The sequence below is a fragment of the Brachybacterium halotolerans genome (assembly GCF_016623465.1).
In the GTDB taxonomy this organism is placed as follows: domain Bacteria; phylum Actinomycetota; class Actinomycetes; order Actinomycetales; family Dermabacteraceae; genus Brachybacterium; species Brachybacterium halotolerans.
On the sequence record NZ_JAEDAJ010000003.1, the window covers coordinates 335414 to 355850 of the forward strand.

The 20437-nt window shown below is 70.5% G+C and carries 13 protein-coding genes; 6 read left to right on the plus strand and 7 right to left on the minus strand.

Annotated features, from left to right (window positions below):
• Window positions 1-16: 16 nt before the first annotated feature.
• The 5 genes from rpsR to I8D64_RS08085 all read right to left on the minus strand — a co-directional run bounded on the left by rpsR (window position 17) and on the right by I8D64_RS08085 (window position 6157).
• Window positions 17-253: a 30S ribosomal protein S18 gene (rpsR, locus tag I8D64_RS08065; protein WP_152353950.1), complete on the minus strand. Its 237-nt coding sequence runs from the start codon at window positions 251-253 to the stop codon at window positions 17-19.
• 164 nt (window positions 254-417) lie between these two features.
• Entirely contained in the window at window positions 418-987 is a 570-nt protein-coding gene (locus I8D64_RS08070) for a single-stranded DNA-binding protein (RefSeq protein ID WP_200501975.1), read from the minus strand.
• A 145-nt stretch (window positions 988-1132) separates the two neighbouring features.
• Complete coding sequence (rpsF, locus tag I8D64_RS08075) at window positions 1133-1423, minus strand: 30S ribosomal protein S6 (protein WP_200502083.1); 291 nt, start codon at window positions 1421-1423, stop codon at window positions 1133-1135.
• 225 nt (window positions 1424-1648) lie between these two features.
• Window positions 1649-4471, minus strand: coding sequence for a transglycosylase domain-containing protein (locus tag I8D64_RS08080; RefSeq protein WP_343068484.1), 2823 nt, complete (start codon window positions 4469-4471; stop codon window positions 1649-1651).
• A 276-nt stretch (window positions 4472-4747) separates the two neighbouring features.
• The gene (locus tag I8D64_RS08085) at window positions 4748-6157 is read right to left on the minus strand and encodes a CCA tRNA nucleotidyltransferase (RefSeq protein WP_200502084.1); all 1410 of its coding nucleotides are present in this window, start codon (window positions 6155-6157) and stop codon (window positions 4748-4750) included.
• A gap of 220 nt (window positions 6158-6377) precedes the next feature.
• Here I8D64_RS08085 and I8D64_RS08090 point away from each other — a divergent pair, with 220 nt between their 5' ends.
• From I8D64_RS08090 to trxB, 5 genes are all read left to right on the plus strand, one after another.
• Window positions 6378-8759, plus strand: coding sequence for a DUF6049 family protein (locus tag I8D64_RS08090; RefSeq protein WP_200501977.1), 2382 nt, complete (start codon window positions 6378-6380; stop codon window positions 8757-8759).
• Window positions 8756-10927, plus strand: coding sequence for a murein biosynthesis integral membrane protein MurJ (gene murJ / locus I8D64_RS08095; RefSeq protein ID WP_246482848.1), 2172 nt, complete (start codon window positions 8756-8758; stop codon window positions 10925-10927). The genes I8D64_RS08090 and murJ overlap by 4 nt, the downstream gene beginning before the upstream one ends.
• A 42-nt stretch (window positions 10928-10969) precedes the next feature.
• A complete protein-coding gene (locus I8D64_RS08100; RefSeq protein WP_200501978.1) occupies window positions 10970-13603 on the plus strand; it encodes a protein kinase family protein in 2634 nt (877 codons plus the stop codon).
• Entirely contained in the window at window positions 13600-14154 is a 555-nt protein-coding gene (locus tag I8D64_RS08105) for a hypothetical protein (RefSeq protein WP_200501979.1), read from the plus strand. Before I8D64_RS08100 ends, I8D64_RS08105 begins: the two co-directional genes overlap by 4 nt.
• Before the next feature lie 181 nt (window positions 14155-14335).
• On the plus strand, window positions 14336-15418 hold the full coding sequence (trxB, locus tag I8D64_RS08110) for a thioredoxin-disulfide reductase (protein ID WP_200501980.1): 1083 nt from the start codon (window positions 14336-14338) through the stop codon (window positions 15416-15418).
• Window positions 15419-15698: 280 nt separating this feature from the next.
• On the opposite strand, the gene I8D64_RS08115 is transcribed toward trxB, so the two are convergent.
• Together I8D64_RS08115 and I8D64_RS17290 are read right to left on the minus strand one after the other, a co-directional pair.
• Window positions 15699-16175, minus strand: coding sequence for a hypothetical protein (locus I8D64_RS08115; protein WP_200501981.1), 477 nt, complete (start codon window positions 16173-16175; stop codon window positions 15699-15701).
• Between the two features lie 2373 nt (window positions 16176-18548).
• The gene (locus I8D64_RS17290) at window positions 18549-19574 is read right to left on the minus strand and encodes a ParB/RepB/Spo0J family partition protein (RefSeq protein WP_343068485.1); all 1026 of its coding nucleotides are present in this window, start codon (window positions 19572-19574) and stop codon (window positions 18549-18551) included.
• A gap of 112 nt (window positions 19575-19686) precedes the next feature.
• Between I8D64_RS17290 and I8D64_RS17295 the strand changes: the two genes are divergently transcribed.
• Window positions 19687-20388, plus strand: coding sequence for a hypothetical protein (locus I8D64_RS17295; protein WP_246482849.1), 702 nt, complete (start codon window positions 19687-19689; stop codon window positions 20386-20388).
• Window positions 20389-20437 lie beyond the last annotated feature (49 nt).

The following is a 20437-nucleotide window of genomic DNA, read 5'->3' on the forward strand; positions in this document are numbered from 1 at the left end:
TGTGTGCCTTCCTCGCTCAGCGACCGGAGGTCGAGTAGGGCAGCAGGGCGATCTCGCGGGCGTTCTTCACGGCCTTCGCGATCTTGCGCTGCTCCTGCACGGACACGCCGGTGACCCGACGCGCGCGGATCTTGCCGCGGTCGGAGATGAACTTGCGCAGCAGGGCTGCGTCCTTGTAGTCGATCGACTCGACGCCCGCTGCCTTCAGCGGGTTCTGCTTCTTCTTCGGCTTGCGAAGAACAGGCTTGGCCATCGTGGTGCTCCTAGTTCCTTGGTGCGGAGCCCGGGTCTCCCCGGGATGGGTGAATGGTGTGTGCGCAGGGCGCCTGCCCTGCAGTGGTCGGGGACGCGTCCGTCCGTCGACCCCTCGGTCCCGCCTCCGGTCACCCTCGGGTGATCAGCGCGGTTCCCTCGGGATCAGAACGGCGGGTCGTCGTACCCGCCCTGGTTGCCGCCGGCCCACGGGTCCTGGTCGGCGCCGCCGCCCTGGTTCCCGCCAAAGCCGCCCTGGCCGCCTCCGGAGAAGCCGCCGCCCTGGCCGCCCTGGGGGCCGCCGAAGCCGCCGCCCTGGTTGCCCTGGCCGCCGCGCTGACCGCCGCCGTTGAATCCTCCGCCGCCGCCGCGCTGGACCTTGTTGGCCTTCGCGGTGGCGTACCGCAGGGACGGGCCGATCTCGTCGACGTCCAGCTCGATCGAGGTGCGGTTGTTGCCCTCGCGGTCGGTGAAGGAGCGCTGCTTGAGGCGGCCCTGCGCGACCACGCGGGTGCCCTTCTCGAGGGACTCCGCCGCGTTCTCGGCGGCGTCGCGCCACAGCGAGCAGCGCAGGAACAGGGCCTCGCCGTCCTCCCACTGGTTCGACTGGCGGTTGAACGTGCGGGGGGTGGAGGCGATGGTGAAGGAGGCCACGGCGACGCCGGACTGCGTGAAGCGCAGCTCGGGATCGGCCGTCAGGTTCCCGACCACCGTGATGATCGTGTCATTGGCCATGCTCTGCTCCTGATCTCCGGGTGCTCTCGTGCAGGGGTGGGGTGCGGCGAGCCGACGTCGGCTCCGTCATGCGGCTGCGGGTCCGGGGCCCCTGTCTGCGGGGTCACGGGATTCCGCGGCCGACGGGCCTGTCAGCTCTCGCGGATCACTGCGCGTCGAGACGCATGAGCTTCGTGCGCAGGACGGACTCGTTGAGTCCGAGCTGGCGGTCGAGCTCCTTGGCGGTCTCCGACTTCGCGGTGAAGGACAGGACGACGTACACGCCCTCGGACTTCTTCTGGATCTCGTAGGCGAACTTCCGCTTGCCCCAGACGTCCACCTCGTCGATGGTTCCGCCTTCGGCAGGGATGACCTGCACGAGCTTCTCAAAAGTGGTGCCGACGGTCCGCTCGTCGATCGAAGGGTCGAGGATGACGACCATCTCGTACTTGCGCATGTTCGAGTACCCACCTCCTGTGGTCTCAGCGGCCACGGGACTTCCGTGGCAGGAGGGTTCCATGCTGTCCGGGCCGCTCGGATCGCGGCACAGACCAGCCAAGACTACCCGGGCGTGCGCAGGCCCGCCAGGCCGATGCACGGCGTGCGCGGGGGATCACAGGGACGGGCCGACGGGTCCCGGGCCTTCAAGCCCGTCGGCTCACTCGCCGTCGTCCTCGGTGGCCTACTTGGAGCCGTCCGAGTCGGAGTCCTTGCCCGTGCTCTTGTCGCCCGAGCTCTTGCCCGAGTCGCCCGTGCTCTTGTCGCCCGAGCCCTTGTCGTCCCCGGAATTCCCGCTCTTGTCGCCGGAGTCCTTCGAGTCGCCCGAGTCGCCCGTGCTCTTGTCGGAGTCCCCGCCCTTGTCCTCGTCGGAGTCCTTCGAGTCGTCCTTGCCCTTGTCCGAGTCGTCGCCCTTGTCCTTGTCGGAGTCCTTCGAGTCGTCCTTGCCCTTGTCCGAGTCGTCCTTGTCGGACTCCTCCTCAGTGGGCTTCTCGGTCTTCGAGGACTCCTCCTCGGTCGGCTTCTCGGTCTTCGAGGACTCCTCGTCGCTGGACTCCTCGGTCGGCTCCTTGCTGGGCTCCTCCGTGGTGGGTGCCTGCGTGGTGGTCGGGGCCTTCGTCTGCGGGGCCTGCGTGACGGGCGCCTTGGTGGCGTTGCCCGCGGAGGACTTCTGGTTGTCCAGGACGACCTCGCCGTCGAACTGCTCGATGGGCTCGCCCTCGAGGGTCTGGGACATGATGCGGCCCCAGATCGTCGCGGGCCACGCGCCGCCGGTCATGCTGGAGACGCCGCCGAACGGGGTGAGCTGCTCCTCGCTCTTGCCGTCCTCGGAGGGCTGGAACATGCCGACCGCGGTCACCATCTGCGGGGTGAAGCCCACGAACCAGGCCGACTTGAACTTCTCCGAGGTGCCGGTCTTGCCGGCGACGGGGCGACCGCCCATCACGCCGGCGACGCTGCGGGCCGAGCCGGTGGAGGGCGGGCCCTGCAGGGCCACGGTCGCGTTGATCGCGACCTTCTCGTCGAGCACGCGCTTCGAGCTGTCCTTGTGCTCGTACTCGTCGGAGCCGTCGGGGTTGGTCACCGAGTCCACGATGTAGGAGTCGTGGTGGACGCCCTTGGCGGCGATCGTCGCGTACGCCTCGGCCATCTCCCGGACGGTCGGGGAGGCGCTGCCCAGCACGTTGGAGGCGTCGTCGTTCAGACCCGGGGTCTTCTCGGGGATGCCGAGCTGCACGGCGGCCTTGCGGGTCTTCTCGGGCCCCATGGCGACGTTCAGCCCGGCGTAGGCGGTGTTCACCGAGTTCGTGGTCGCCTGCTTGAGAGTGATCGGTCCGTAGGAGGTGTGGCCGAAGTTGTTCACCGTCCAGCCGCCGAAGGTGCGCGGCGAGTTGCCGTCCCAGGTCGAGTTCAGGCCGTAGCCGTTCTCGAGGCCCGCGATCAGGGCGAAGCTCTTGAAGATCGAGCCGGCCTGCATGCGCGACTGGGTGGCGTCGTTGATCGACTGCTTCACGAAGTCGGGCCCGCCGTACATCGCGGTGATCGCACCGGAATCGGGGTCGATCGACATCGTGCCCACGCGGTTGGCATCGGGCCGGCCCTCGTCCTCCAGCCCGTCGATGGTGTCGACGGTGATGTCCTGGTCCTTCTTGGAGACCGTGGAGACGATCTTGTACCCGCCGGTGTTGATCTCCTCCTCGGTGAAGCCCTCGCGCTCGAGCTCGCTGCGCACCATCATCAGCAGGTAGCCGTTGGTGCCCTCGAGGTAGTTCTGCTGCTTGTTCTTCGTGGTCTTCGGGAACTCGAGCTTGTCGGCCTGCGCCTCGGTGAGGGCGCCGGTCTGGTTCACCTCGCGCGTGATCACGCGGTCCCACTTCTTGGCCGACGCCTCCTTGTCGTTCGCGGGGTCGTAGGCCGACGGGGCCGGGATCACGGCGACCAGCAGCGCCGCCTCGGACTCGTCGAGGTCCTTCGCGTCCTTGCCGAAGTAGGCCTCGGAGGCGGCCTGGATGCCGTAGGCGCCGCGCCCGAAGTAGATGGTGTTGAGGTAGCGGGAGAGGATCTCGTCCTTGCTGAGCTCCTGATCGGCCTTGAGCGCCATGATCATCTCCTTCACCTTGCCGGTGTAGGAGGTGGTGGTGCCCGTGTAGTACCGCTCCACGTACTGCTGGGTGATGGTCGAGCCGCCCTGACGGGCGCCGCCGCGGAGGTTGTTCCAGAGGGCGCGCACGATGCCCTTCGGGGACACGCCGCGGTTCTCGTAGAAGGTGGAGTCCTCGCTCGCGACGACCGCATCCTTCACGGTCTGCGGGATGTCGTCATTGGGCAGGATCGTGCGGTTGACCTCGGAGAACTGCCCCATCTCGGTCTTGCCGTCGGAGAAGTAGACGCGCGTGGTCTGCGCGACGGCGACGTCATCGGCCTGGGGGACGTCGGTCGAGTTGTAGAGCCAGACGGCCCCGCCCAGGCCCAGCAGCACGATCAGCGCGATGGCGCCGCCGAACATGCGAAGCGAGGGGAACCAGCGCAGCGGGCCCTTCTTGCCGGCGCGCGGGTAGTTCAGCGCGGCGGCCAGACCGGTGCGCTTGGCGGCCCCGCGGCCTCCCTTGGCCCCGCGGCCCGAGCCGGCCGCTGCCGAGGTGCTGCGCTTCGCGGTCCCGCTCTTCGCGGTCCCGTTCTTGGCGGCTCCGCTCCGGGCCGCACCGCTCGCGCCGGCGGCTCCCGCCCCAGCGGTGCCGGCGCGGCGCGCGGTGCGGCTGGTGCCCTTGGGCGAACCCTCGTTCGCGGATCGGCCGGCTGCCGAGCTCGCGCCCGCGCTCCTGCCCGATCCCTTGCCCGTGCTCTTGCCGGCGCCCGCACCGTTCGTACGGCTGCGGCCCTGAGCACCCGGGAACTGCTTGCGCGCCGAGGAGGCGCCGTCGCCGGCGCCGCGGGACCGGCCGGTGCCGGAACCGCCGTCGCGTCCGGATCCGGACGACGGACGCGAGGGTCCACGAGAATCGCTCACAGCTGCTCCTGACGGCTCGACTCCAGGGCATCCCGGAGCGCCTGGGGGCAGGCGTCCGGGGGCGAGGCGCCGAAGGGCACGGCGTCGCAGTCCTCCAGTATCCGCACGAGCACGCGCGGATGGGAACGCCCCGGCGGTGACCATCACACGCCCTTCACCCCGCCCGTCCAGGTGAGGAGAGGTGCGGGTGGCCCATGCCACAGCCGCTCGGAGCGGGGTCCCGGCCGGCGTCGCGTCACCGTCGGTGCGGCTTCGCTCAGCGCTCGCTCGCAGTCTTCACCCGCGATCCTCCCACCAGGCGCGCAGGCGGCGTTCGGCCTCCTCCTCGCCGAGAGGGCCGTGCTCCATGCGCTCCTCGAGAAGGAAGGCGTAGGCCTCGCCGACCTCGCGGCCCGGCGGGATGTCCAGGACCTGCATGATCCGGTTGCCGTCGAGGTCGGGGCGGATCCTGTCGATCTCCTCCCGTGCGGCGAGCTCGTCGATGCGCTCCTCGAGGTCGTCGTAGGCGCGGGCGAGGGCACGGGCCTTCCGGCGGTTGCGGGTGGTGACGTCGGCCCGGGTGAGGCGGTGCAGGTGCTGCAGCAGCGGACCGGCATCGGTGACGTAGCGGCGCACGGCCGAGTCCGTCCAGCCGGAGTCCGCGTAGCCGTGGAAGCGCAGATGGAGCTCGACCAGGCGGGCGACGGCCTTCGTGGTGTCCTTGTCGAAGGCGAGCTTCTTCATGCGCTTGGCGGTCATGCGGGCGCCCACGGTCTCGTGGAAGCGGAAGGTGACCAGGCCGCCGGGCTCGAAGCGGCGGGTGGCGGGCTTCCCCACGTCGTGCATGATCGCCGAGAGCCGCAGCACCAGGTCGGGGCTCTCGCAGGGGCCGCCCGATCCGGCGGGGCTCTCGAGGTCGATGGCCTGATCGAGCACGGTGAGCGTGTGCTCGTAGACGTCCTTGTGATGGTGGTGCTCGTCGCGCTCGAGGCGCAGTGCGGGCAGCTCGGGCAGCACGTGCTCGGCGAGCCCCAGATCGACCATGAGCTCGAGGCCGCGGCGCGGGTGGGCGCCAAGCAGGAGCTTCACGAGCTCGTCGCGGACCCGCTCGGCGGAGACGATCTCGATGCGCGCCGCGAGCTCACGGATCGCCGCGGCGGTCCGGTCCTCGATGGTGAAGCCGAGCTGGGACACGAAGCGCACGGCGCGCATCATCCGCAGGGGGTCGTCGTCGAAGGACCGGCCGGGCTCGACAGGGGTGCGCAGCAGCTCGCCGGCCAGGTCGTGCAGGCCGTCGAAGGGGTCCACGAACTCGAGCGAGGGCAGGCGCACGGCCATCGCGTTGACCGTGAGGTCGCGGCGCGAGAGGTCGCCGGCGAGGGTGTCGCCGAAGGCCACCTCGGGCTTGCGACTGGTGGGGTCGTAGGACTCGGTGCGGTAGGTCGTGATCTCGACCTTGATGCCGTCGCGGGTGGCGCCGAGGGTCCCGAACTCGCGGCCCATGTCCCAGATGGCGCCGCCGTGGGTCCAGCGCCGCAGCACGACCTCCGTCTCGTCGGGACGTGCGGAGGTCGTGAAGTCCAGGTCGGCGCTCGAGCGGCCCAGCACCGCGTCCCGCACGGGCCCGCCGACGAGCGCGAGCTCCTGCCCGGCCTCCTCGAAGAGGCGTCCGAGCTCATGGATCGGCGCGGGCAGCGCCTGGAACATCGAGGTCGCGCGGGTGCGCGCGGCCGTGAGACGTGCGGAGCGCTCGTCGGGGTGCTGCGGGTCGGTCACAGGAGTCCTGTCATGTCTGGGGCGCGGGGCGGCGAGATCCCGGGGCGAGGGCTCCGCGGGGCCGACGGCCGTGAGGGATGCCCTGTGGAGATCTCGCGGCAGGCCCGGTCACCTGCCGGGCTCTACCGTATCGGCCGCATACAGTGTCCCCATGTCCGAGCCGAGCCCGTCCGTGCACCCGCGCGCGCCGCTCCCCGGACCCCGGACCCTCGCGTCGGCCGCCCCGCGACTCCTGCTGGTGGCGCTGCTCGCCCTCGCTCCGGCGCTCCTGATGCCGACCGGGCCGGCGATCGCCCAGGTCACAGCCTCGCAGGCGCCGTCGGCTCCGTCGACCCCGTCGGCTCCCCGGCCCGCGGAGCCCGAGGCGAGCGGCGGGGTGAGCCTCGACCTGCTCGACGGCGGGGCCGTCACGCTCAAGCCCGGGGGGAAGCTCACGCTGAAGGTGCGGCTGACCAACCGCGGCACGACGACGATCGAGGATCCCGCGCTCGAGCTGCGGGTGCGCACCGATCGCGTCACGGACCGGCGCACGCTCGCGCAGTGGCAGCAGCAGGACGGCCCGGACACCTACGGCGTCCCCGCGACCACCGAGAAGGGCCCCTCGACGCTCGACGCGGGCGACTCCACCGAGCTCACTCTCTCGGTCGACGCCGATGACCTGGGCCTCTCGACCGCGTCCTACCTGTGGGGGGCGCGGCGCCTGTCGGTGACGGCCACGGATGCCGACGGCCCCCTGGCCTCCCTGCGCTCGTTCACCGTGTGGCGGCCCGACGACGCCGACGCGAAGATCGCCGGCAGCGTGCTGCTGCCGCTGTCGGCGAGCGACCCCGGCGCCGCGGTCACCGATCCCGACGCCTACGAGGCGTCGGCCGAGAACGGCCGGCTCAAGGATCTCGAGGGCCTCGCCGCGCGCGACGACGTGGACTGGATGCTGGATCCCGCGCTGCTGGATCCGCCCGCGCTCTCGGACGCCGGGTCCGGCGGCTCCTCGGGCTCGGGTTCGTCGGGGTCCGACTCCTCGGCGGATGCGGACGACGGCGATGACACGGGGGACGACGGCGACTCCGCGCAGACCCCGCCCGCGCGCTTCACGACGCCCGACGCCACGAAGCACCTGGCCGACACCCTCACCTCGGGGGCGAAGGACCGCGACGTGATCGGGCTCCCGTACGCGCAGTCGGACACGATCGCTCTGGAGCAGGCAGGCACCACCGACCTCTCCGACGCGCTCGCGGCGCGCAGCGAGAAGGTCTGGGAGGACGCCCACATCGACCCTCTCGGCGAGGCGGTGACGATCCCGGGCGAGGAGGCGAGCGGCGAGACTCTCTCCCAGGCCGTGACCAGCGGCGCCGATCTGCTCGTAGTGCCCTCGTCCTCCCTGCGCGCAGACCCGGTGGGGACGGTGACGCCCTCTTCGGTCGGCACCTTCACCGCGGGTGATCGGACCGTGCCCGTGCTGGCGCCGGACCCGACGCTCTCCGAGGAGGTGTCCCAGCTGCGCACGGGCGAGGACGTGCAGCAGGTGCGCCAGCGGATCCTCGCGGAGACCGCCGTGATCGCCTCCGAGCAGTCGAGCGCGCAGCGCCAGGTGCTCATCGCCCCGCAGCTCGGGGAGGACATGGACGAGGGTGCCGTCGCCTCGACCCTCGACGCCCTCGACGACGCGCCCTGGATGACCAAGGGGCACGTCTCCGACCTGCTGGACGCGGCCGATGGCGGCGACATGGTGACCGACACGGGCGCCACGGGCGACGGCCTCTACGCGCTCGGCGAGCTCGACGCGGACGACGTGCACCCGTCGGGCCCCGGCGAGGACGGCACCTGGGCGCACCTGCCGCGCGCCCGATCCCGCGACGAGGTCGACACGGGGACTCTGCAGTCCCTGCAGCGCTCCCTGCGCTCGATGAGCACCGTCGCCGCGGTCGCCGAGGACGACGCACCGTTCTCCGCGACGCGCAGCCTGATCCTCACCACGACCTCGACCACGCTCGCGAAGGACCATGATGAGGCGTCGCGCCGCGCGAGGACCGCGCAGAAGGACGTCGCGGCGATGCGCGAGGCCATCCACGTGGTGCCCGCCTCCGGCTACAACCTGGTCTCCGACTCGGCCGGCGTGCCGATCACCGTGACCAACGACCTCGACAGCCCGATCACGGTGAAGGTCGACGTGAGCACGGACCGCCCGATCGTGCGCGTGGGCGACCCCACGACGGTCGAGGTGCCCGCGCGGCAGAAGAAGGAGGTGACGGTCCCGATCGACGCGATCGCGAACGGGACCGTGACCCTCACCTCGACCGTCCGCTCGGAGGACGGCGAGGAGCTCGCCGCACCCGTGTCGGTCCCGCTCAGCGTGAACCCGGCATGGGAGAACTGGACGACCATGGTGCTGGTGGGCGCCATGGGCGTGCTCGTCGTGGTGGGCGTGCTGCGGGCCCGACGCACGGGCTCGCGCCGCCGTGCCGCCGCGGCCGAGCTGACGGATCATGGCGAGGGGGAGGCCGCAGGGGATGCGGCCGACGAGGAGAGACGATGAGCGCACCACGACGCATCCAGCACCGGCCGCGGCATCTGCGGCCGGGCCCGCCCCGTGCCCGGCCGCGCCCGGCCCAGACGCGACCGGCCCCGGCATCGGCCGCCCCGTCGGCCTCCGCATCGAGTCCCTCGGCATCGGACCCCGCAGCATCGAGCTCCGCCGCCCCGAGCCCTGCCGGATCTAGCACGAACGCGGCGCAGCAGGTCTTCTCCTCCCGCACCCCGGCTCCCGCGCGCCGCACCGCGCCGGTCTCCGACGAGGCGGCCGCCGCGCAGGCGGCCGACCTCGAACGGGCGGTCGCGACCCTCGACGAGACGACGGGTTCGCTCGACCCGATCACCGAGCAGATCGCCACCGGCAGGGGTGATCGCTCTACCGACGGCGCGGGCGGCTCGACGGATGGTGCGAGCAGCACGACGGACGGCGCGGGCGACATGACGGATGGCGCGGGCGACACGGCCGACGCGTCCGCTCCGAAGCTCACCAGCACCCGCGCCCGGCTCATGCGCGCGACCGCCGTGATGGCACTGGGCTCGACGGTCTCCCGCGCGCTCGGGTTCGTGCGCAACTTCCTGTTCGGCGCCATGTTCCTGGGCATCAGCAGCTCCGTGGGCAGCGCGTTCAGCTCCGCGAACGTCGTTCCCAACACGATCTGGATCATGATCGGCGGCGGCACGCTGAACGCGATCCTGGTGCCCGCGATCGTGCGGGCCGCGAAGCGTCCCGACCGCGGCAGCGACTTCACCTCGCGCCTGTTCACCCTGGTCACGGTCGCCGCGGGCGGGGTAACCCTGCTCGCGATGGTGCTCGCACCGCTGCTCATGGTGCTCACCAACGGCTCGCTCCCGCCGGACACCTACGCCCTGGCCGTGCAGCTCGTGTACTGGATGATGCCGCAGATCCTGTTCTCGGCGCTCTACCTGATGCTCGGCCAGCTGCTGAACGCGCACGACTCCTTCGGGCCCTACCAGTGGGCTCCCGTGCTCAACAACCTCGTCGCGATCGTCGGCGCGCTGATCTTCCTCGCGATCTGGGGAGGGCAGGGCGATCCGACGGCCTGGACCGTGCCGATGGTCGTGGCCCTGGCCGCGATGAACGTGGGCGGTTCCGCGATCCAGGTCGTCTTCCTCTGGTACTTCGTGCGCAAGCTCGGGCTGAAGCTGCGCCCGAAGTGGGGCTTCCGCGGTCTGGGGCTGGGCAAGCTCAGCCGCATCGGCATGTGGAGCCTCGGGATGCTGATCGTCGGCCAGCTCGCGCTGTACGCCGGACGCTGGAGCGTGGGCGGTGCCGTGGAGGCGGCCGAGACCAGTCAAGGAACCGACGCCTCGAGGCTCTTCCCGGGCCTGGGCACGATGGACTGGGCCTACACGGTCTTCATGATCCCGCAGGGGATCCTCGCGGTCACCCTGGTCACCGCCGCGTTCCCCTCGATCTCGCGGAGCGCCGACGAGGGCGACCACGAGCGCGCCCTGCACCGGTATCAGCAGACCAACCGGATCCTCGCGGTGCCGATGATGCTGTGCGCGGCCGTGTTCATCGCGCTGGCCGGGCCGATCATGTGGGTGATCGACGGCGGCTCGAGCGTCGCCGGGGCGCAGGCGAGCGCGTGGGTCCTCGCCGCGTACATGCTGGGACTGGTGCCGTTCTCCGCGAACTACCTGACCAAGCGCGCGTTCTACGCGTACGAGGATGCTCGCGCCCCCTTCTGGATGCAGATCCCGACCTCGGCTCTGCCTCTGCTCGGCGTGGCGCCGGTGCTGCTGTTCGTGGATCCGCACTGGCAGGCGGCGACGGCGGCCCTCGTGGTGTCGCTCGGCAACGTCGTCGGCTGGGCGTACGGGCAGTGGATGCTGCGGCGGCACGCCCGCGCGCTCGGTGCCTCGCTGGACGGAGGCGCGAAGGCGATGCTGCTGCTGGGCCGGCTGCTCGTGGCGGCCGTGGTCGCCTACCTGGTGGGCGACGGTCTGGTCGCGCTGATGGGCGGGGCGATGTGGATGAACCGCGTGCTCACCGTCATCCTCGGCCTGGTCGTCGGGGCGGTGGCGAGCGCCGTGTTCGTGGCGGTCGCGTGGGCGCTGCGCGTCGAGGAGCTGCGATCTCTGATGGCGATGGTGCGCGCGCGGATGCCCGGCGGCGGCCGCCGGTCAGCGGGCACCCGTAGCATGTGACAGGCCGCAGGGCATCAGGATGTCGGAGAGGGACGGACACAGGTGAACGAACGACACCACGAGCACGCGGTGCGCGAGCGCTGGAGCGTCGAGGCGAAGATCCCGCTGTCGGGCGTCGCCGAGGGCGCGTCCTGGCATCGCGCCCGCTCCGTGCGCTCCGGTGAGCTCGTCACCCTGTTCATGGTCCACGGCGACCTCGCTCTCGAGGTCGCCGACGCCGCCCGCCGCGCCTACCTCGTGGAGAACCCTCGCCTGCTCCCGGTGCTGGACGTGACCGTGTTCGGGGATCCGCGCGAGGCCGGCGAGGGATCGGCCGACGGCGCTCCGCTGACCGTCGTCGAGTACCCGGCCCCGCCGGCACCGCCGCTCGCCGCGCTGTTCGCGCAGGGCGCGCTGCGCCCCGAGACCGCGCGGTCGATCATCGGCGAGGCCGCGTCGGGCCTCGAGGCCGCTCGCCGCCGCGGTCTGCGCCATCAGCACCTCGACTCCAACCGCGTCTTCGTGGACACCGCGAGCGGGGAGGTGGCGGTGCTGGGCGTGGGCGTCGAGGCCGCCGCCCATCGCGATGCCGAGCACGACGGCCGCCTCGCCTCGTTCCTGGACGTGACCGCGCTGGTCGCGCTGCTGTACCGGGCGCTCACGGGCGCCTCCCCGTCGGCCGCCGACGGTCCGTTGCCCCGCCCCTCGCGGATCAGCACGCGGAACATCCCGCAGGACCTCGACATGCTGTGCGAGCTCGTGCTCACCGAGGGCGATCAGCCCGTGCCGGAGACCACGCGCGACCTCATCGCCGAGCTCGAGCCCTGGCAGTCCATCCCCGTCACCCTCGAGGCCTACGACCCCCAGGATCCCTCGCGCGCCCCCCGGGACGCGCAGGCGACGACCGCGGGAGCACGCGACGCAGGCACCGCAGGCACCGCAGGCACCGGCACCACCGCAGGCACCGTGGCCGCCACGGGCACCGCCGCCACCGCGGGCACCGCCGCACAGGATCCATCCGGCGGGGCACAGGACAGCTCCAGCTCCGCGGGCGCTCCGAGTCGACCCCCCGGGGCCGAGGACACCTCCTCCCCGGCGCCCGAGGGGCAGGGTCCGACGGAGGGCTCGAGCACTCCACCGCCCAGCGCCTCCGGCGATGCGGGAGCCCGATCCCCGCGAGAGGGCTCCGCGGGGCACCTCGACCTCGACCAGGAGCCGCGCGCAGACATCGAGAAGGTGCACACCAGTCGTACCGCCCGTCGTGCCGTCGCGGCGGCTGCCGCCGGAGCGGCGACCGGTGCGGCAGCTGGTGCAGCGGGCGCGGCAGCCGCTGGAACGGACTCGACCTCCGGTGGCACGGGTGCGACGTCCGAGGACACAGGCGCGACCACCGGCGGCACGGCTCCGACCACGGGCAGCGCGGCTACGACCACCGGCGATGCGGGCGCGAGCGGCGTCGATGAGGGCGCACCCTCCGGCGATGCGGTTCCGACGACGTCGCACCCCTCCGGGCCGAGCGCGTCCAGCGCGTCGTCGGCCGATGCGGGAGCATCTCCGTCGGCGGATGCGAGCTCCTCCTCGACGGCAGCGCCCACCGCGGAGGACGCAGCGGCTCCCGAGGCGCCGCCGGAGGACACCACGGGGACCGAGGCCGCCGAGTTCGTGCGCGACCTGCACCTCTCCGAGACCCGCAACAAGGCCGCCTTCCCCGGGCACCTGGATGTCCAGGAGAAGGAGAACCCCCTGGTCGCGGCGACGATCCCGCCAGCGGCGGCAGGTCGCAGCGCCGTGCTGCCCGGCTCCTCCCGTGACGCGGACGAGGCCTCGTGGACGGACTCCGTCGCGCAGACCCCCGTGGAGGAGGAGGACGCCTCACCCGGACCGATCATCGTGCGCGGACGCCCCATCACCTACGGGGACGAGGACCAGGACGCCTGGGCGGCGACGCCGCATCGGGGCAGCGCACTCGTGCGCGACGTCGTGGGTGTCGCGATGAGCGCCGAGGACAGCTCGAACGTGTACACGACCACGGCGGAGCCCGACGAGCAGCGCTCCCGGCAGACGCAGTGGATCCTCATCGGCGCCGCCCTCGTGGTGATCATCGCCCTGGTCTTCGCGATCACGAGCGTCACCTCGGGGCTGCGAGAGGCGGCCACGGGCCCGAACGAGAAGGCGACGACGCAGCCCGCGCCCACCGAGTCGAAGACGAACGCGCAGGTCCAGCCCACGGAGACCACGGAGTCGGCGACCGAGGGCCCACCTCCCACCTTCGGCGAGCCCGAGATCTTCGCCGAGGGCGGCAACGGCAACGCGGACCACTCGGAGGATTCGAGCCGCCTGACGGACGGGTCGAAGGACTCCTACTGGTCCTCGAAGATCTACCAGAGCGCGGACTACTCCGGTCTGAAGGACGGCATCGGCATCAAGCTGCCCTTCGAGAAGACCTCGACGCTGAAGAAGATCACCGTGAGCACGGCCGATACCGAGGGCGGCTCGATGGAGCTGTACGCCCAGAAGGAGGACGGCAGCCGCGGCGACAAGCTCGGCGACGGCGAGTTCACCGACGGTGGGGATGTCGAGTTCACCCTCGACGAGCCCGTCCAGGCCGACGGTGTGGAGCTGTGGATCGCGGAGCTGCCCAGCAGCACCACCGGCGACGGCTTCCGTGCCCGCATCCAGGAGATCAAGGCGGAATGACCGCGCCCGGGATCCGCCATCGGCGCCCGGGTGCCGGGCTCGGGCCGACGTCCGGCCAGGGCGTGAAGACCTGGGTGGTGGTTCTCGCGCTCGTGCTCGCATCCCTCATCGGGCTCATGCTCTCCGAGGCCCTCCAGCAGTCGACCACCGAGGTGGCGCGCGGCAGCGCGGCGTCGTCCCCTGAGACGGGCAACGCACCCGGGAAGAATTCCTCGGGTCTGCCCGTTCTCACAGAGAGCACCTTGGGGACCGAGGCGCAGCGGCTGGTCGCCTCGGGCGGCACGTTCCAGGCGCCCGCGACCTTCGACCTCAACCGGTGCCTCGAGCAGCAGGGCGTCACCGACGCGCCGATCGTGATGGAGGAGATCGAATGGGGAGCGGACTCCGGTCAGTACTGGATGATCGTGCACGGCCCCTACCAGCGCGATTCCCTGCGGGCGAACGGCGGGATCGTGCAGATCACCGTGGTCCGTCCCACCTGCGGCACCGAGAGCGCCGACGCCGCGGGCACGCTGGTGTGGAACGGGTCGACGAACATCGGCAGCGTCTGACCGGCGCGCCCACCGCCCTGCCGGGCGCGACGCCTCCCGCCCGTTCCGCCGCCTCCCGCACCGTCCACTTCCCACGCCCCCGATCTCTCCCTCGCTCAGACCACCCGGCGTCTCCGCTCCCGCCCGACCTCCGCGTCGGTGCCCGACCTCGACGCCTGCTCCACATCGGAAGGACCCATCCATGACCCAGCCCATCCAGGCCCTCAACATCCTCGGCGGCGCCGGATCCACCACGCCCGCCGCGGCGACGACGGCCCCGGCCGCCGCTGCGACCGACGGCTCCTCGGCCGACGACACCATCCACGAGGTCCTCATCGTCGGCTCCGGCCCCGCGGGCTACACCGCGGCGATCTACGCTGCGCGCGCCGAGATGCGCCCCGTGGTCATCGCGGGTGCGCTCGACGCGGGCGGCGCCCTCATGACCACGACCGATGTCGAGAACTACCCGGGCTTCGCGACCGGCATCATGGGCCCCGAGCTGATGGGGACCATGCAGGAGCAGGCCGAGCGCTTCGGCGCGGAGATCCTCTTCGAGGACGCGATCGACGTGCAGCTCGAGGGCCCGGTCAAGACGGTCACCCTGGAGGACGGCACCGTCTACCGGGGTCGTTCGCTGATCATCGCGACGGGCTCGGCGTACCGCGAGCTCGGCATCGAGGACGAGAAGCGCCTCTCCGGCAAGGGCGTCAGCTGGTGCGCGACCTGCGACGGCTTCTTCTTCAAGGACAAGGAGATCGTGGTCGTCGGCGGTGGCGACAGCGCAGTCGAGGAGGCCACGTTCCTCACCCGCTACGCCACGAAGGTGACCCTCGTGCACCGACGTGATGCCCTGCGCGCCTCGAAGATCATGGCCCGACGGGCCGAGAACGATCCGAAGCTCGACTTCGCGTGGAACGCGCAGGTCGTCGGCATCAACGGCCAGGAGCAGGTCGAGTCCGTGACGGTCAAGGACACCGAGACCGGGGAGGAGCGCACCCTGCCGACCTCCGCCGTGTTCGAGGCGATCGGCCACGAGCCCCGCTCCGCGCTGTTCCGCGACAAGGTGGAGCTCGACGAGCAGGGCTACATCGTGGTCCAGGGCCGCTCGACGCACACCTCCGTGGAGGGCGTCTTCGCCGCCGGCGACGTCGTGGACCACACCTACCGCCAGGCCATCACGGCCGCCGGCAGCGGATGCCAGGCGGCCCTGGATGCCGAGCGCTGGCTCGCCCTGCAGGACGACGAGCCCGAGCAGCTCGCGGCCGCCGGTGCCCGCGAGGCCTGAGGCCCGCACGCTGCACCCCGAGGCCGTCATCATCCTGGTGACGGCCTCGTGGTGTCTGCCCTGCCGGCCCGCGCGCACTCTGCTCCAGGAGCTGCAGCGCCGGTGGGGTGACCGGATCCTTCCCCTGGTCCTCGACGCTGACTCGGCGCCGGCGAGCCGCGCCGACGTCGATGCATACGTCCATGCTTCCGGGGCCGGCGACGATGCCGGGGACGAGGCCGAGGCCGAGGCCGATCATGGGGTCACTGCACCAGATGGTGATCCGGGCGCTCCTGTTCTCTCACGTCTGGCGGTGGATCATCTCCCCACCTGGATCCTTCTCCGCCCCGAGGGCCGAGACGGAGAACCGGATCCACACGTCCAGCTCCTGCCGCACGCTCCGGAGGAAGATGGTGTCCCCGGCACCACGCTCGCGGGGGAGAGTCTGGAAGGGCACGGTCTCGTGCTCGAGGGAGCCTGGCGGGAAGCCGGGCGTCGCATCGGGGCTGTACCGAAACTCGAGATCCTCGCTCTCGTGGACGAGCCGGACGCGTCTCACGCTCCTGGAGCCGCGGCCCGAGCCACCGAAGACCGACGCTGACACTCTGGAATCGGGAAGGGCGGCGCCGAGCGGCAGCATCTGGGCGACGAGGCCGTCGATGGCGCAGAAGATGTGACGCCATGTCTCCGAAGCGTGCTCCAGGCGAGAATCATGGATGCAGTCTCGGAGACCGATTCGCCTCGCGGCGTTGAATGGGCCCGAGAGTGCGCGTTTCACGATCCTGCAGGGTCGACGCTCCCAGATCGCCACATGTCGCCGTTCTGGGACTGGTGCATCGCCACGCCGTTCCCACGAGGACCGATACCGAGACTGATGCTTGGGTCCACACATCTCCACACCGTTGTCCACAGCTACCTGGCCGCTTCTCCACAGAGTTATCCACATTGTGCTCCACGTTCGCGCGTGATCCGCCTTCGCTCTCCGCTCGACGGGGGACACGCGCTCGGTTTCTGACCAGGACCTTTATTGCCACACGTGACACTGTGTGACTCAGCTCGCATTACGCCGCCCTCGCTTGTCCACCCGTGTGTCCACCGGAGTGCGCACGCAGCAACACCTTTTCCACATCCTCGTGCACACTGTGCATGTCCACGCGAAACCCATGGTCGCTGCCCCCCCCGCCGCGGGCCGTCATTCATTCGTGCCACCGCGTTGGTCCATCGGCAGCGCCCGTGGGGCGCACGGGATCGGGTTTCACGCGAAACCCGAACGGCGCACTGGACGTGCGCGGTCGTCTCATATCATTCGTGCCGAGATCCGTCGCGGTCACAGTGTCGTACCCGAAGGCCCGAGCCCACCGGCCATGGCAATGGCGCCCGTCCACACCCTCACCCAATCTGTACGCGCGACGTCTCTTCGCACGTGGAACCTCATCCACACGGGCACTGCATCGTGCATCCCGCGATGGAGGCCCGGTGTTTCACGTGAAGCATGGCCACCATGTCGTTCAAGACCTCGTTCGCGCGAAGGGCTCGTGCGCGCCCCGAGCATATAGTCAATGTGGCCACCGCACTCGCGAGCTCCATGCGACACTCGCGAGAGGCTTGCATCCACACGTCGAGCGGGTGGCGCGAAGACAAACACGCAGGTCAGTCGCCCATTTCCCCTTCGTTGCACGTGGAACACCGAGTAATCCCGCTGCAGCGCGTCCCTAGAAAGAGTGTGGGAAAGCCACTCAGCATGTTTCCTACGTCCAGCACTCGTTCCACGTGGAACACCGCGTCGGCGATGTCGTCCCGTTCGTGACATCGCCCAGGATCGCAGCAACCCCCATCAACCCTTAGCCCAGGGCGGCGTTTCACGGGAAACGGTCGTTGATCGCGTACTCCGGGGCCCTTCCGATAGATGCAACATCCCCGACACGGCACTCTGGCGCCGGTGGAGCTGCATCGGACTGCGCTCGACAATGTCGGCGAGCGCTGACCACACAGGGCGGTGACTGCGCCCCGACTGGAGAGCCGTGCGCCGCGGCAGGACAACGTTCGTTCCACGTGGAACAACAAGCCTTACGTGAAGAGGGCGGTCACCTGCAATCGGGCAACAATCTCCTCTGCACATTGCAGCGGCGCGTTCCACGTGAAACTCGAGCTGCTACTACGACACGTGGGCTCGTCCCGAATCACGAGTACGTTTGCTCTGCCCAGCGGGCCAAGTTTCACGTTGAACGTACCGGGGATGTCCACGTCCGCATGCGGGAGCGCTGCTAGATCCCCACATCCATCGGAGCGGCACAGAGCGCAGGAGATTTCGGGCCCGATGCCGGTGGAGTAGCGAGTCTCCACACGCTGCCACGGCCGCGCCTCAGCTCCCGACGGGAATGTTTCACATGGAACGACCCATTGCGGGCCCCGCTGGGATGCGAACGCAAGCCCTACAAGCAACGCTCGTTCCACGTGAAACCTGGCTTTTACCTCAACGGCTGCCCTAGTCGCCCCCAGATCAAAGAGGGAATGAGATGAAAGGGCGCTCCGGCAGAAACGCAGGTGCCCGTGCGTGACGCGGTTTCACGGGAAACTCTCTCGCAGCGCACGCACCGCGTAAGAGCGCGGGGCTTCGAATGCGTCACCAGAAGGGCTTCCTCGTCGTCCCATAATGCCCATTAGCAGTGCACTTTCCGGGGGCCTTAGGTCACCAAGCAGCCCTCACGTTCCACGTGGAACACCCTCCCGAGGCCGGGTGAACCCACGAGGCACACCGTGCAGTCGACTCTCCACAGCCGAGTCCACACATGTGGAAACCACCATCGGGACGACCAGGGATGGCGCTCGCCACACGTAATAGCGCGTGAGTAGCTTTTGTATTACTGTACCGTGCTACCTTTTTACGCTGCGGACCTCTAGGATCATGGCCTATGGCGAGCCTCAACCCATCTCGAGAGAGAGCGAGGGCAAGGTCAGCCGACCTGGCCCAGTACGTACGACGAACGGCGCAACCGCACGTCCCACCTGCCGGCCCGGAACATCGAGCACATCATCCCCATCACCCAGCCGCTCTGTTGGTCGATCTGGACATCTGCACCGATACGAAGAAGCCCTCCCCGCTTCAAGCGGGGAGGGCTGTGTCGCGGCTCAGGCTCAGGCGCGGTCGCGCTCAGCTCTCCTGCGAGCCGAATGCCTCACCGAGGTCCAGGCCGATCTTCGCTGCGAGCCGCTCGAGATCGTCCAGGTTCGAGAACTCCATCGTGATGCGACCCTTGCGCTTGCCCACATCGATCTTCACGGGAGCCTCCAGACGGTTCGAGAGCCGACTGGTCAGGTCCACCACGCGGGGGTTGTAGCTCGTGCGCCGGGGAGCGGGGCGGTTCGCCGCCGGCTCCGTCCCGCGGGAAGCGAGGCGCTCGGTCTCTCGCACGGAGAGCCCGTCCGCGACCACACGCTGCGCGAGCTCCTCCTGGAGGCGAGGATCATCGATCGCGAGGAGAGCACGCGCATGGCCCGCCGAGAGCGCGCCACTGGCCAGGCGCCGCTGCACGAGGGCCGGAAGGCGCATCAGGCGCAGAGTGTTCGAGATCTGGGGCCGGGAGCGTCCGATGCGATCGGCGAGCTCGTCCTGCGTGCAGCCGAAGTCCTCGAGGAGCTGCTGGTAGGCCGCTGCCTCCTCCAGGGGGTTCAGCTGGGACCGATGGAGGTTCTCCAGCAGGGCGTCCCGCAGCAGGTCGTCATCACTGGTGGCACGGATGATCGCGGGGATCGTCGCCAGCCCGGCCCTACGGGCGGCACGCCAGCGCCGCTCACCCATGACGAGCTCGAAGGACTCGCCGTCATCGGTGACGGGGATGGGCCGCACCACGACGGGCTGCAGCACACCGACCTCGCGCAGCGAGAAAGCGAGCTCGTCGAGCTGATCATCGTCGAAGTCCGTCCGGGGATTCCGGGGGTTCTCCCGGACCTCGTGGATCGGGATCTCCGCGAACTCGGCGCCGGGGACCGGCATGAGGCCCCTCTGGTCATCCGCGTCGGCGTCCGCCGGGGTGTCGTCCGCCGCGCTGTCCGCCTCGTGGGCGTCATCGACGCTGGAGACCGTGTCGGAGGGTTCGACCGTCGGTGCTTCCCGCGGTGACGAGTGCTCTTCCATGTCCTCGCGCGCGGAGAACCGGTGGCCGGGATCGACGTCCACGACCGGACTGTCCTCCCGAGTCGGTTCATCAGTGCCCGAAACGGCAGCGTCCGCGGAGGCGGCGCCCGCAGCAGGCGCCTCGGCGGAAGCGCCAGCACGCTTCGCCGGCGCCGTGGAACGCGTGGACTTCGTGGACCCCTTGGAGCGCGCCGCCGACGCGTCGGACGCCGGCTTCGCCGCTGCCGCAGAGGATCGAGAGGAGGACTCGGCGTCCTTCGAGGACGAGGACTCCGCGGAAGAGGACTTCGACGAGGAGCTCTTCGAGGACGAGGTCGCGGCCGCGCCCTTCGACGCCGTGGACTTCTTCGCGGCAGGCTTCTTGGGATCGGACTTCTTCGCCGCGGGCTTCTTCGCCGAGGTCTTCGTGGAAGCGGTCCTCTTCGCGGCGGGCTCCTCGGCCTTCACCGGCTCGGTCGACGCATCGGCGGCGGCCGTGCCGGCAGGGGCGTCCTGCACCGGCGCCTCCGAGGGGGAGGCCACGCTGCGGGCGGCAACACCCCCGCGGGCGCGGGAGGAACGGGTGGTGCGGGAGGCGGCGCGGCGCTCACGGGCATCGCGCGCCATGTCGCCCGCGATGTCCCCACGGGCGGCGCGGGCGCGCTCGGAGGACTGCCCCTCCGTCGGCTCGCCGGAGAAGAACATGTCGACGGGGCGGGTGGACGCACCGCTCTCCCCGGGCTCGGCGGACGTGCGCGGATGGCTGCGCGTGCGCAGAGGCTGCTCGGCGGGAGGCGTGGACCCCCCGGGGATCAGCGCACCCAGACCGCGTCCGAGTCCTCGCTTCTGCGTCATGTCCGTCCTCACTGCTCAGTGATCGTGCGGGCCTCCGGGGCGTCCTCGCCTCTCGAGCCGTTCATGGGTTC

What these genes read in the sequence shown, in the direction of transcription:
- rpsR (WP_152353950.1), bottom strand. Translation starts at nt 253, where the DNA reads ATGGCCAAGCCTGTTCTTCGCAAGCCGAAGAAGAAGCAGAACCCGCTG.
- I8D64_RS08070 (WP_200501975.1), bottom strand. Translation starts at nt 987, where the DNA reads ATGGCCAATGACACGATCATCACGGTGGTCGGGAACCTGACGGCCGAT.
- rpsF (WP_200502083.1), bottom strand. Translation starts at nt 1,423, where the DNA reads ATGCGCAAGTACGAGATGGTCGTCATCCTCGACCCTTCGATCGACGAG.
- I8D64_RS08085 (WP_200502084.1), bottom strand. Translation starts at nt 6,157, where the DNA reads ATGTTCCAGGCGCTGCCCGCGCCGATCCATGAGCTCGGACGCCTCTTC.
- I8D64_RS08090 (WP_200501977.1), top strand. Translation starts at nt 6,378, where the DNA reads ATGTCCGAGCCGAGCCCGTCCGTGCACCCGCGCGCGCCGCTCCCCGGA.
- murJ (WP_246482848.1), top strand. Translation starts at nt 8,756, where the DNA reads ATGAGCGCACCACGACGCATCCAGCACCGGCCGCGGCATCTGCGGCCG.
- I8D64_RS08105 (WP_200501979.1), top strand. Translation starts at nt 13,600, where the DNA reads ATGACCGCGCCCGGGATCCGCCATCGGCGCCCGGGTGCCGGGCTCGGG.
- trxB (WP_200501980.1), top strand. Translation starts at nt 14,336, where the DNA reads ATGACCCAGCCCATCCAGGCCCTCAACATCCTCGGCGGCGCCGGATCC.